General features: G+C 45.8%; 12 protein-coding genes. 7 read left to right on the top strand and 5 right to left on the bottom strand.

The window, feature by feature from the left end; genetic code table 11:
* Positions 1-148 precede the first annotated feature (148 nt).
* Entirely contained in the window at positions 149-871 is a 723-nt protein-coding gene (sigE, locus tag LRL21_RS00510; RefSeq protein WP_076227446.1) for an RNA polymerase sporulation sigma factor SigE, read from the bottom strand.
* Between the two features lie 30 nt (positions 872-901).
* Entirely contained in the window at positions 902-1,891 is a 990-nt protein-coding gene (gene spoIIGA / locus LRL21_RS00515) for a sigma-E processing peptidase SpoIIGA (RefSeq protein WP_338044563.1), read from the bottom strand.
* 202 nt (positions 1,892-2,093) lie between these two features.
* Here spoIIGA and LRL21_RS00520 point away from each other — a divergent pair, with 202 nt between their 5' ends.
* From LRL21_RS00520 to LRL21_RS00550, 7 genes are read left to right on the top strand one after another with little or no spacing between them, the layout of a single operon-like run.
* Positions 2,094-3,086, top strand: coding sequence for a beta-ketoacyl-ACP synthase III (locus tag LRL21_RS00520; protein ID WP_240413803.1), 993 nt, complete (start codon positions 2,094-2,096; stop codon positions 3,084-3,086).
* The gene (locus LRL21_RS00525) at positions 3,076-4,299 is read left to right on the top strand and encodes an ATP-grasp domain-containing protein (protein ID WP_240413804.1); all 1,224 of its coding nucleotides are present in this window, start codon (positions 3,076-3,078) and stop codon (positions 4,297-4,299) included. Before LRL21_RS00520 ends, LRL21_RS00525 begins: the two co-directional genes overlap by 11 nt.
* A complete protein-coding gene (locus tag LRL21_RS00530; RefSeq protein WP_240413805.1) occupies positions 4,296-5,285 on the top strand; it encodes an NAD-dependent epimerase/dehydratase family protein in 990 nt (329 codons plus the stop codon). The genes LRL21_RS00525 and LRL21_RS00530 overlap by 4 nt, the downstream gene beginning before the upstream one ends.
* Positions 5,282-6,202: an MBL fold metallo-hydrolase gene (locus tag LRL21_RS00535; protein ID WP_240413806.1), complete on the top strand. Its 921-nt coding sequence runs from the start codon at positions 5,282-5,284 to the stop codon at positions 6,200-6,202. Before LRL21_RS00530 ends, LRL21_RS00535 begins: the two co-directional genes overlap by 4 nt.
* Positions 6,203-6,229: 27 nt before the next feature.
* Positions 6,230-7,579: a F390 synthetase-related protein gene (locus LRL21_RS00540; RefSeq protein WP_240413807.1), complete on the top strand. Its 1,350-nt coding sequence runs from the start codon at positions 6,230-6,232 to the stop codon at positions 7,577-7,579.
* On the top strand, positions 7,554-8,714 hold the full coding sequence (locus LRL21_RS00545) for a GNAT family N-acetyltransferase (protein ID WP_240413808.1): 1,161 nt from the start codon (positions 7,554-7,556) through the stop codon (positions 8,712-8,714). The genes LRL21_RS00540 and LRL21_RS00545 overlap by 26 nt, the downstream gene beginning before the upstream one ends.
* An 18-nt stretch (positions 8,715-8,732) precedes the next feature.
* A complete protein-coding gene (locus LRL21_RS00550) occupies positions 8,733-9,665 on the top strand; it encodes an SDR family oxidoreductase (protein WP_275900523.1) in 933 nt (310 codons plus the stop codon).
* 35 nt (positions 9,666-9,700) lie between these two features.
* Here the strand turns inward: LRL21_RS00550 and ftsZ are convergent, their stop codons facing one another.
* The 3 genes from ftsZ to LRL21_RS00565 all read right to left on the bottom strand — a co-directional run bounded on the left by ftsZ (position 9,701) and on the right by LRL21_RS00565 (position 13,281).
* Entirely contained in the window at positions 9,701-10,825 is a 1,125-nt protein-coding gene (gene ftsZ, locus LRL21_RS00555; RefSeq protein WP_240413810.1) for a cell division protein FtsZ, read from the bottom strand.
* A 47-nt stretch (positions 10,826-10,872) separates the two neighbouring features.
* On the bottom strand, positions 10,873-12,126 hold the full coding sequence (gene ftsA, locus LRL21_RS00560) for a cell division protein FtsA (RefSeq protein ID WP_240413811.1): 1,254 nt from the start codon (positions 12,124-12,126) through the stop codon (positions 10,873-10,875).
* A gap of 270 nt (positions 12,127-12,396) precedes the next feature.
* Entirely contained in the window at positions 12,397-13,281 is an 885-nt protein-coding gene (locus tag LRL21_RS00565; RefSeq protein WP_240413812.1) for a cell division protein FtsQ/DivIB, read from the bottom strand.
* Positions 13,282-13,416 lie beyond the last annotated feature (135 nt).

The following is a 13,416-nucleotide window of genomic DNA, read 5'->3' on the forward strand; positions in this document are numbered from 1 at the left end:
CGTGGCTTCATTTCAATAAAATTATCATGCAAGCGCTACCAAATTAGGTTTATTAACAAAGGTTCCGCTTTCATAAGTATAAAAAATACTTTTTTTACTGCAAAAAAGCCCCGGATTTAGCCCGGAGCTGCTATAATCGATTTGAAATCTAAACCATTTTGTTAAACTCTTTGCGCAGACGCTTAATAATTCTTTTCTCGAGACGGGATATATAAGATTGGGAGATCCCCAGCATATCCGCCACATCCTTTTGTGTCTTCTCTTCCCCATTCTGAAGTCCGAAGCGCAGCTCCATAATCGTTCTTTCACGTTCGGAGAGCTTATCCAATGCCTTGTGCAGCAGCTTGCGGTCGACCTGCTCCTCTATATTGCGATAAATCGTATCATTTTCGGTACCCAGGACATCCGACAAGAGCAGCTCATTGCCGTCCCAATCGATGTTTAAAGGCTCATCAAAAGAAACTTCACTGCGGATTTTGTTATTCCGGCGCAGGTACATCAATATTTCGTTCTCGATGCAACGTGAGGCGTAAGTGGCCAGCTTGATTTTTTTCTCGGGATCAAAAGTATTTACTGCTTTTATTAGCCCTATTGCCCCAATCGAGACCAAATCCTCAATATTAATGCCGGTGTTCTCAAATTTGCGGGCAATGTACACGACCAGCCTCAGGTTACGTTCAATCAGCATGGCTCGAATGGCCGAATCACCTGTCGTCAGCTTGCCAAGCAAATATTCTTCCTCTTCACGGGTAAGCGGCGGCGGCAAGGCCTCGCTTCCTCCTATGTAGTAAATTTCCTCGCTTTTGAGCTTCAGCATCATCATCAGACGGTAGTAGCTGATTTGCATACGCAGCTTCCATTTTAACAGCATGATCCTTATCCTCCTTACGCTTGTTGTAGGTTATCTCTGCATCAGCATCGGGTGTATGATAGCTTGGTATGAATTATCAGAGCTGAGCTTGCCTCCATCCAGTCCAATGAGCACCTTGTGCGATTCATTTTGCTTGTCCTGATAACTGATAATCACTCGATCCGGCTTAATGGCCAGCATAAACTGGGTTGATTTATTAATCCCACGATAAGGTACAAGCCGCAGCCGGTCCTGCCATATGAAGGGGTCGGTCTCATCGTCTGTCCCGATCGCCGCTATCATTTGATCCACCTCAGCATCACGAATTTTCCTCATCCATGATTCAGAAATGTAGTCCTGACATTGCGAGACTTCCAACACCATAACCGGTGTACGGGTCAACGGATCATATAACTGGTTTCCGGTATCAATCAAACCTGTGCAGTGCAGCTGCACCGCACCGATCTCAATGTGAACCTGAGCAAAAAAAGAAGTCAACTCCTCTCGCTGCCTTGCACTTTGAAAAACCTTCTTGTAGAATCCAATCACCGCGATTAAGGCAATGGCAATGAAAGTAACACCAAATTGCAGCTCGTGCGTCAAGCCTCCGGACTGGCTGATCACCATACCGTTCAGCACTTCATTCGAGGTTACCCATAAATAATGGATCCCCAGAATACCTCCGGCAGCGACAAAGTTAATCAGATAAAAGACACCCAAATTACGCAAATAATGCTGAAGGCTTGCAAAACCAAAGCTGATGACAATCATGATTAACGCAAAACACAGTTTAACAACAAAAGTAAACATAAAAGATAATGCCGGAACAAACATAAACACGACATACATCGCCCCGATGCCTGCTCCGATCACAAGTCTCCACCAAACAATCGGAATTTTGCGCGTTCGCGCCGTCGTATACAGCAGCAAACCATCAATGACCAAATTCATCAGGAAAATAAGATCCACATAAACGATCATCGTTATTTTCCTTTCCTCGTAAGCGGCTACAGAGACAAGTATATATAAGTTTATTTCCAAAGTCTGTCTAACGGTGAAGCCATAATGTGGCTTTTTTTGTTTAACACTGTCGGTATTACAACGGCGGCGATCCATGACTCGCTTTGTTCAAAAGGATTCATTATAACAATGTCGAATTGGGTACTAGATGAATATAGTACTTTTCATTCTCCGGCATTTCTTTACAATATAGGGTAAATGGACATCGGAAGGGAGAATCATCATGAAACCACGTAAAGTGAAGATCGTTGGAAGCGGAATCTATTTGCCTAAAAAGTTGATTACTAGCGATGACATGGATCTTAAACTACAGGTTCCTTCTGGTTGGGTTCTCAGGAAATCAGATGTCAGAACCCGGCATTTCATTCAGGATGAGACCGCAGCGGAAATGGGGGCGAGTGCAGCATATGCAGCACTCGCAAACGCTGGACTCACCTTTGCAGATATTGATTGCATCGTATGTACGAGTGGGACGATGCAGCAGCCGATACCTTGTACAGCAGTATTAATCCAAAAGGCCATGCAGCAGGAGCATTCGGGGGTACCCTGCTTTGATATCAATTCGACCTGCCTTAGCTTTGTTACTGGACTAGACACCATGTCCTACCTGATCGATGCGGGAAGATACCGCCGTGTCCTGTTGATAGCCACAGAGATTGCGTCGGAGGGAATTAATTGGACCGATAAAGAAAGTGCTTCCTTGTTTGGGGATGGCGCCGCTGCCGTCGTGATTGAACGGTCAACCGGTAGCTCAGCTATACTTCACGCAGCCATGGAAACCTACAGCTCCGGGGCCCATCTGTCCGAGATTAAAGCAGGTGGCAGCTTGCAGCATGCCAAACAGCATACAACTGCCAATGCAGATAACTATTTGTTCCAAATGAACGGTCAAGCCCTATTCAGAATGGCCTCCAAGCTGCTTCCCCGCTTTGTCGAGCAGCTGCTCAATAAAGCACAATTGCGTATGGACGATATAAGCTTGGTTATTCCACATCAAGGCAGTGCCATGGCCATGAGATTGCTGCGCAAACGATTAAATATTTCCGAGGAGAAGCTGCTATACATCACACCAACGTTCGGGAACACTATCGCAGCTTCAATTCCTATCGGGCTTCACGAAGCCATACGCCTTGGCAAAATATTAAGGGGTGACCGCATAATGCTGCTTGGCACTTCTGCCGGACTTTCTATAGGAGGCATTGTGCTTGAGTACTAATACGGGAATGAACATTCTGCTAACCGGAGGACGTGCACCCGTTGCATTGGAATTAGCAAGGATACTAGCCAAGGCTGGACATCGTGTCGATCTTGCAGAAAGCGTACCTCATCATCTTTGCAGAAAATCCAAAGCCATTGACCAAAGCTTTCTCGTTCCCAAACCCAATCAAGAGCCTGAAGCGTATATTTCGGCTTTGTCTCGAATTATTGGGCAGCGAAACATTCAGGTGCTCCTGCCTACCTGTGAAGAGATCTTTTGGATAGCACGAGATCTTGCTAAGCTTCAAAGCCTTTGCAAGGTCATTTCAGCGCCATTGGAGCAGTTAAAACGGCTTCACAGTAAATGGGAGTTTATCCGGCGTGCGGAGGCGTTTGGCTTGGCAGTACCTCAAACACAAATTTTTCATAATACAAAAGAATGGGCTAATGTATGTAATGTAGAACACTCTTGGCTCGAAGCAGGCTTTGTATTAAAGCCGGTTTTCTCACGTTTTGGTGCGAATGTCCAGTTGTTCGGCCCAGAGTGCTCGGTTGCAGACAGACTCAAACGTCTACAATCCAACCATGGCATAACAGCCACACCGGCTCAGCCCTGGATCATTCAACGATATATAAAAGGGAGACCGCTCTGCACGTATAGTGTGGCATGGGAGGGTGTCGTAGTTGCCCACTCCGCTTATGAAGTGGAATATACGGCGAACCAGGGGGCTTGTGTATACTACCAGCAGCTTCAGCACTCACATGCCTTGAACTGGGTGCAATCCTTCATACAAAAAGAGCATTTCAGTGGACAAATCGCTTTTGACTTTATAGAATCCTATGAAGATGGTATCTTGTATCCAATCGAATGCAATCCACGGGCAACAAGTGGCGTTCATTTGTTTGGTCCGGAGGACAAACTCGTTGAAGCGCTTATCCATCCTGAAAACTTATCCCAACAGATATGTAGGCAGCCGCAGACTAATCAAGCTGCCATGCTGGCCCTACCTATGCTGGCTTATGGACTCAATAAGCAACGAACCTGGACAGCCATCTGTCACTGGTGGCAACAGTTTGTCTTGGCACGAGATGTCATATGGCAAGTCCGGGACCCACTGCCCTTCGTGGAGCAAATTCCGCTAATGCTGGACGCATGGCGGCTGAGCCGCAAGCAAGCGATATCCATCACTGCAGCGATGACTTATGATATTGAATGGAATGGTGAAGCATGAAAGCACTCGTAACAGGAGGAACAGGATTTCTCGGAGGTCGTTTGGCTGAGCGTCTGCTGGACGCAGGTTCGGAAGTGACCATTATTGGACGTAACGCCGCGATAGGCGCCAAGTTCGCAGCCAAAGGTGCGAGATTCATAGAGGCGGATCTTCGCGAGGAGCAAACCATTGTCAACGCATGCCTGGGTCAGGAAGTGGTCTTCCATTGTGGAGCCTTGTCTTCTCCGTGGGGAACCTATCGCGACTTCTATGAAACAAACGTTGGAGGTACCCGACATATCCTGAAAGGCTGCTGGGTTCATAAGGTGCAGCGGCTTGTACATGTGTCTACACCAAGCGTCTATTTCAATTTTACAGTTCGTTTGAACATAGCAGAAGCTGACCCGCTTCCGAAGCGATTTGCCAACGCTTACTCGGCTACCAAACGGCTGGCCGAACTGGAGGTTTTGCAGGCTATTTCAGCGGGACTTCAGGCTTTGATCATCCGTCCTCGTGCTATCTTCGGTCCGGGCGACAGCTCCATACTGCCGCGTATCATTAGAGCCAACTCTTCACGTGGAGTTCCTATCATTGATGGGGGTCAAGCATGGATGGATCTGACTTATATTGATAACGCCGTCGATGCATTGCTGCTCTGTCTTCAAGCCCCGGACCTGGCATGGGGACGCATATTCAATATCTCCAATGGTAAGCCTGTTCAACTGTCGACCCTAATACCGAGATTATTTGCTATGCTTGATGTTCCACTCCGAACAAAGACTGTATCCTACAGAGCTGCATACGGATTGGCGATTATGCTGGAGCTGGCGGCACATCTGCGTCCCGGCAATCGTGAACCCTTGCTAACCCGCTACAGTGTCGGCATCCTGGGGAAGAGTCAGACGCTCGATATTAGCGCAGCACGTCAGATTCTGGGTTATACACCACAAGTTAGTGTCGATGAAGGCTTGCTTGCATTTGCTGAGGCTTGGAGGACACCCATTTGAAACCCTTTCAGCTGTCTCCTATCCACCAGATTCACTTCTTACGTGCCGGTTACTGCACACATCGAGAATGGGTGACCATTCGTGGGGGTTCCTTTCGTTCGGTTCGCTTTCCCGCTGGCTTTGCTTGTATCAAGCATCCGACAATGGGCCTCATTCTATTTGACACAGGATATTCAGAACGATTTCTGATAGAAACATCCTCCTATCCAGCAAGCCTGTACCGTTATCTGACTCCTGTATATTTCAATGAAGCAGATTGTGCTCTTAGTCAGCTTCAACAGATCGGATATGATGCTCAAGACGTCGCTATCATTATTATTTCTCATTTTCATGGTGATCATATTGCAGGCTTACGCGATTTCCCTCGAGCCCAGTTTATGTATGCAGCAGAAGCCTATGAGCAGGTTCGCAAGCTTCGTGGGTTGACAGCCGTAAGGGCTGGCTATTTACCGAAACTGCTTCCTGATGATTTTGAAGAGAGGTCTATTGCGATCACCTTTAATCCATCCTTTGCTGTATCATCAAGCCGCTCAATGACCATGAGCGCTTTATCAAAGGGAAGCACACCAGCCCCTTCTTTCTGGCCTATGCACGTCGCTCTCCCGCCAGAAAGTCCGTTTACGTCAGGCATCGATTTATTCGGAGATGGCAGTTTGATCGCTGTCGATCTTCCCGGTCATGCTGTAGGGCAGTTCGGATTACTGGTATCTACGAATCAACAGGATTATTTCCTGTGCGCTGATGCAGCGTGGTCCAGTAAAGCCATCCGCTTCAATTTACCGCCGCATCCATTAGCAGGACTAATCATGTCCAATCGTCAAGACTACCTAACTACATTTAATAAGTTAATCCAATTAAATCAAAAATTTCCTTCTCTACAAATAGTACCCTCACATTGCACTGAGGATCCAACATGACAATCAAGCAAAGGAGAGAAGTTAAGGATGCTGAATCGCAAAGCAACTGTCCTCTGGCACTATTTCCTTGATCGTTATTTGCTTAGATGGGCTAATCGCCATGCCTTTGAGGAATGGCAGGAAGCCAGAATAAATACACATTTACAGCTTATTCTAGAGTCATCAGCCTTTTATCAGGAGTTGTGGAACGGCCTCACTTTATCCAAGTGGCGAGAGTTTCCCATTATTGACAAGCAAATCATGATGGATCATTTCGATAGCTTGAACACAGTGGGCATCCGCAAGGAGGAAGCCTTTGCCTTGGCGCTGAAAGCAGAAAGCACAAGAAACTTTACACCACAGCTGAATGGGATTACAATCGGCTTATCCTCTGGAACCTCTGGAAATCGGGGGCTATTTGTTGTTAGTCCGCAGGAACAGTACGCTTGGGCAGGAAGAGTGCTCTCCAAGGTTCTGCCAGGCTCCCTACTTGCTTCACACCGCATCGCTTTTTTTCTGAGAGCCAATAGCAACCTGTACGGGTCCGTCAGCGGGGCGAGGCTTCGTTTTGAATTTTTTGATTTAATCGAGCCCATGCAGCAGCATATCCATCGCTTGAACAGTTATCTCCCCAATCTGTGGATTGCACCTCCCTCCGTACTTCGTTTATTAGCTGATGCTTGCCTTCAGGGCAGGCTGGCAGTCAAGCCGCAGCGAATGATTTCAGTAGCCGAGGTGCTAGACCCGCTGGATCGACAATATATCGAATCTGTTTTTCAACTGCCTGTGCATCAGGTTTATCAATGTACGGAAGGTTTTTTGGCTGCTACTTGCGCTCATGGAACCCTTCATCTGAATGAAGATATCGTTGCTTTTCAAAAAGAATCTATGGATGGTGAACGTAGGTTCGTTCCGATCTTGACCGACTTCACACGATTCTCGCAGCCCCTCGTCCGTTACAGGCTGAACGATCTGCTGGTTGAACGTTCAAGACCTTGCCCGTGCGGTTCCCTTATGACAGGCATCGAAGCTGTAGAGGGCCGCTGTGACGATTTATTTTATTTGCCTCATGCGGTGGAGCAGGAGCTTGTTCCCGTATTTCCCGATCTGATTACTAGAGCAATTATGGGTGTTGCTCCCACTGCTGACGCCTATCGCATCGTGCAGTCTGCTCCCGACCGAATTGAGCTTTCGCTGCAATTTACAGCCGATACTCCATCCACAATAGATGCCATACATGCCGCCGTTCTTCTAGCTTTAGAAACCTTATTCATACGGATGCATTGCAGGAAACCGAGCATCTTCATGACTCCCTACGAGGCCATAGTGCCTGGAGCAAAAAAATTGCGCCGCGTGGAAAGGAGATTCTCCATTGGATCCAGTCATTCAAATCTATAATCACGAAACGATTCATCTGCTGCAATGGCCTGATACCGAGCAAGGCAACTATGCGAAGCGGTATCTGCTTCCTTTACTCAGTCAATCATCCACAGCTTTCGTTGAAAATGTAACAACCGAGCTTTGGATATTACTTATAGACAATATCGTTATGCCATTTACCGTTAATGTTAGGGAATACGATAATTGCTATGTGTGCTCACCTTACACTCACTATGTCACCTATGCCAAGCAAGAGCTGACCTTGCTGCAGCAGCCTGCTATCGAGACGATTCTGTCAGCCTTTTTGGATGCAATAGGTTTAGGATTAAAAATAGGGCGAATTAATCAAATCGTCCATATGAACAACTGGCTTCTTTCTACTAATTTGTATCAAGATTTGACCAGTCTTCAACTTAAGGCTATTGTCGATTATGTAACAAAACGTTTCCCGGCACACTCGCTAGCCTGGCGTTCACTGAACCGTACAACGACTTCCTCACAATTAGAATCTTTAGCAGCGCTGGGCTGTCGAATGGTCCCAAGCCGCCAAATCTATCTGCTGCCTACCAATCAGTCGGGTGGTTTACCCTCCAAGGCACGATGGCTCATCAAACGTGATTATAGCTTGCTCCAGAAAAATGGATACGAATTGATTGGCCCGGATGAGCTAAAAAAAGCCGATATGCCCAGACTGAAAGAGCTGTACAATGCACTTTATCTGGATAAATATTCACGCTGCAACCCTTGGTTTAACGAACGTTTTCTAGACTTGGCCAGACAAGAACGGTTGTTAAACCTGTATGCACTACGGCATATCGAGACGGGACGCATTGATGCAGTGCTTGGTTATTTTAATCGCGAGGGGATTATGACGACTCCTGTCTTTGGCTACGACACACAGCTTCCCCAAGCTACAGGACTGTACAGAATGCTTTCAGCCGTGCTTATCCGTCTGGCTCTGGAGCATGGCTATTTACTGCATGAAAGCTCTGGAGCGGCTCAGTTTAAGCGTAACAGAGGCGCTGCTGCTGACATTGAGTACACGGCAATCTATGATCAGCATCTCCCCAGCTATCGCCGATGGGGCTGGTCCCTGCTCGGCTATGTACTCAATAAAATTGGTGTCCCTATCATGAAAAAATATAAATTGTAAAGAAAGAGGTCAAGACCTATGAACGCCTCCATCCACTCTACTGCAGACTCTCCCTCTACTTTCCCCTCATCTGAGCCTGTTGTTCTTGTAACCGGTGCTTCTAGTGGATTTGGTCTCTTAATCTCAATCACCATGGCGAAAAAGGGTTATCGTGTCATCGCTTCCATGCGGGACCTGAGCAACCAAAGCCAGCTAATGGAACAAGCAAGAGCAGCCCAAGTAAATCTGCACATTGACTGTGTAAAACTTGATGTAACTGACCATGGGACAATATCAGAGGTGATTATCGATACTATGAAGCGCTATGGCCGAATCGATATTCTCGTTAACAATGCCGGTTTGGCCATAGGAGGTTTTATTGAAGAAGTGCCTATCGAGGCTTGGCGGCAGCAAATGGACATTAATTATTTCGGCTTAGTGGCTGTTACCAAGACCGTACTTCCCTATATGCGCCAACAGCGAAGTGGGCATATATTTAATATTAGCAGTGTGAGCGGTCGGGTCGGTTTTCCAGGGTATGCCCCTTATGTTGCCTCCAAATTCGCCGTTGAGGGCTTCAGTGAAGCACTCCGTCTGGAAATGAAGCCCTTCGGCGTTCAGGTCGTACTTATTGAACCTGGGGCATATCCAACAAGCATTTGGAAAAAAGGCTTCGATTCGATCCACACGTCTCCCCACTCACCCTATCAGGATCAACTGGAAGCCGTGCTGAACTATTCCAAGAGCACACTCAATAATGGCGCAGATCCTCAAGATATTGCTGATGCCATTGCTCGGATTTCGAGATTCCGTCGTCCCAAACTACGTTATGCAATGGGAACAGGAGTTCATTTCTTGCTGTTCAGTAAAGTACTGCTCCCATGGAACTGGCTTGAGTCATTCATGCTGAAGCTACTGAAAAAAAGAAAAGCTCCTAAACGGAGCCAAATGGGACGTGATATAAAAAAATGACTTCGATCAGCTCGAAGTCATTTTGCTTTATAACCTTATTTATCATTATTGTTTTTCCCACGGTTACGCAAGAAAGTTGGAATGTCCAATTGATCATTTGAAGGTTGGGAACTAAATGGACGTAAATTGTTGACGCGGTTATCAACGGGTTCGGATGCCTGCGAAGACATTCCCGAAGGCTTACGAGCAGGAGGCTGTGCCGTTGCTTTATGCTCAAAGCCTGTCGCGATAACTGTTACCATAATTTCTTCCTTGTACTTCTCGTCAATCACGGCACCAAAAATCATATTGACTTCCAAATCCGCAGCCGAGGCTACAATATCTGCAGCTTCATTAACCTCGTACAAGGAAAGATTCGCTCCACCCGTGATATTCATCAAAACCCCACGCGCACCTTCAATCGATGTTTCAAGCAATGGACTTTGAATTGCCTTTTTGGCAGCTTCAGCCGCACGATTTTCGCCAGTTGCCACACCGATTCCCATCAAAGCAGACCCACGTTCCGTCATGATCGTTTTGACATCCGCAAAGTCCAGATTGATCAGCCCCGGTACAGCAATCAAATCAGAAATCCCTTGAACACCCTGACGCAGCACATTGTCAGCCTCACGGAATGCTTCGAGCATCGGCGTTTTTTTGTCTACAATTTCCAGCAATCGATCGTTAGGGATAACGATTAGGGTATCTACCTTTTCTTTAAGTGCAGCAATTCCTTGCTCTGCCTGAGCTGCACGCTTTCTGCCTTCAAAGGTAAAAGGACGTGTCACTACACCTACCGTAAGCGCACCGCATTCTTTGGCTATTTCGGCGATTACGGGTGCAGCACCTGTTCCTGTTCCTCCGCCCATACCCGCAGTTACGAATACCATATCGGCGCCTTTAAGTGTGTTCATTACATGCTCTCTTGACTCCTCAGCCGCTTTCTTACCAACATCCGGATTAGCCCCCGCCCCCAAACCGCGTGTCAGCTTATCGCCGATTTGCAGCTTGTGATCGGATTTGGAATATTGAAGTGCTTGCGCATCGGTGTTTACCGTAATAAACTCTACACCTCTGACTCCGTTTTCAATCATTCGGTTAACGGCATTACTTCCTCCACCGCCAACACCAATTACTTTTATTTTTGCAAGCTGGTCCGCGTCCATATCAAATTCAAACATAGCTGTTATTTTCCTCCTCATTGAGCTTCACTAGCTCGAAATCCCATCTAAATAAATTCGCTCAGCCAATTTTTGAAACGCTCCATAACTGAAGGTTTGTTCTCATTGTTGCTAGCTGCAGCTGGTTTTTTAGTTACGGATTTCTTAGCCGAGCCTGCCGATTGTTTCGTAGTTCTCAAATATTTGCAGGCATATTGTATGATTCCTACGCCGCTAGTGTAAGAAGGATCACGAACGCCGATAAAATCAGGCACGGCAATACGTACGGAAGTAGCTAGCTCAGCCTGAGCGATCGCCAGCATACCCGGCATCGAAAGTGTTCCGCCTGTCAGCACATAACCTCCTGGTAATCCCATATACCCAAGACGTTGTACCTCTAAACCAATTAAATGAAAAATTTCTTGAACTCGAGGCTCTACGATATTGGCCAAGTCTATTTGCGAAAATTCCTTGTCCACATTGCTTCCAATCCGATTTACCTTAAACACTTGATCAGCTGCTGCATCTTCGATCACAGCACAACCAAATTTTAGTTTGATTTTTTCAGCAATATCAGCCTGTGTCCGCAAACCTATGGAAATATCATTCGTTATATACTCGCCACCGATCGGCAAGGTCGATGTAGCTACCAAATTATTTTGTTCAAAAATAGCAATCGTCGTTTGTCCTGCTCCAATATCTACCAAAACGGTACCAACTGCTTTTTCGTCTCTGGATAAAGACAGGTGACCTGCAGCCAAAGACATCAGGATAAGTCCGGAAACCTTTACTCCGGATTTTTCAACTACACGAAGTAAATTATGTATAGCTGTCTTCGCCCCAGTTATGATGGTAGCCTGTACTTCCAAACGGACACCGATCATACTGCGTGGGTCATGAATCTCATCTAGACCATCAACCAGATATTGATTAGGTACGACGCCAATAATTTCCCGTTCAGGAGCTAAAGGAATCACTTTGGCTGCTTGTATCACACGCTCGATATCCTCGTCTCCAATTTCACGATCTTCATTGGATACGGCTACAACGCCGTGACTGGTTTGTAAAGAAATATGACTCCCGGAGATCCCAACGTAAACCTCTGATATTTGAATACCTACCATTCGTTCTGCGTGATCGATTGCATTACGAATCGATTGAACGGTTTGGTCAATATCGACAATGGCTCCTTTGCGAATACCTTCCGAGTCGGCTGATCCAACTCCTATTATATTAATGGCGCCGTTAACGACTTCGCCAATAATAGCACGAACTTTGGATGTACCGATGTCCAAACTAACAATGATGTCATTGCTGCTCAACCCCTTGGCACCTCCTGTGGCTTAAAATTGATTTGAGCTTCATTTTTTGAGTTTGATTTGATAATTAATTGTAAATTAACGAAATGAAATCTTCTGTACTTATTCAACACGATTGGGATTTTCCCTCTTTTTTTAAAAAATTTCATTAGCTAGATTGATAAAGTGTAAAAACACCCACAAAGATCATTCTATCATTAATCTTTCAGAATGAGTAGAGTGAATAGAAGCATTTTCTCTTATTTTCTTACCCTTAAGTCCTATTTGCTGGCTTTAAGGACGTTTTTGTGTATCTTTAGATGCATCTTTTTTTGAATCATTGGAAGCAGGTGTATTGGTTTGTATTTTTTTGTCGGTTTTACTTGTATCTTTTCCCGCTGCTGCTTTGGAACCCGCCTTTGAAGCGTCTGTTGGCGTTTCAAACGGAGCATGAGTATCAGCTTCGAGGAGCTTGAGTACGCCTGTATTGATTTTATTTTCCTTTAGATTGGCAATGTAAGAGTCCAAATATTGGAGCTTGTCCGGTAAATAACTGATGACAGTAATCACTTCAAATTTGGAACGTGTATACATCTTGATACGATCAGGATACGAGACTGTCGGATCCGGTTTGATTTCAGAAATATCCGCCAAATAAGATGGATCCATGCTGGCAATAACCTGACAGAGCTTGAGCTTCAGAGGATCATTATCGGACCAACCTGAGAGGATAGGCTTGTCCAGAACAAAGTTCGTTTGCGTGCTAATGCTAACCACACTGCCATCCGCCAAAATTGCCTGAGGTTGATTGTTTGAATCAAATTGATAGGCTACCTTGGGAAACTCATGAATCTGTATATGAATCAGTCCAGGAAAATGCTTTGTCACTTCTGCCGACTCTACCATCTTTAAAGCACTGACCTGTTTACCAATAGTAGCAGACGATTGTGAGAAAAAGTGATCGCCGTTTTTAACAGAAATGGCTTGTCCAATAGTTTCGGGAGCTAAAAGCTCCTGTCCTTCGATTTCGATTTTGGTTATTTTGCTCAGGGAAGATTGGAAAAACAAGACACATAGCAAGGTTATAAAGAACAGGAATAAAAAAACGAGCAGCTTTTTACTGCCTCGGCTTCGAGCCTTAGGCTTCTTGATGACAGGTAATCTTTCTTCTGCTTGCAAAGGGTAACCTCCTGAGGGCTTTCCTATGGAAAGCCTACTTCGTAAGCATGTGAAAGCCTAACTATGAGCGGACATGCTTTCACTATGTAAACCGCCGAACATCTCCTTTCTGCTAACAGAATAGGGATATTTCAG

Origin of the sequence: Paenibacillus periandrae (assembly GCF_022458865.1) — a bacterium.
GTDB classification, from domain to species: domain Bacteria; phylum Bacillota; class Bacilli; order Paenibacillales; family NBRC-103111; genus Paenibacillus_S; species Paenibacillus_S periandrae.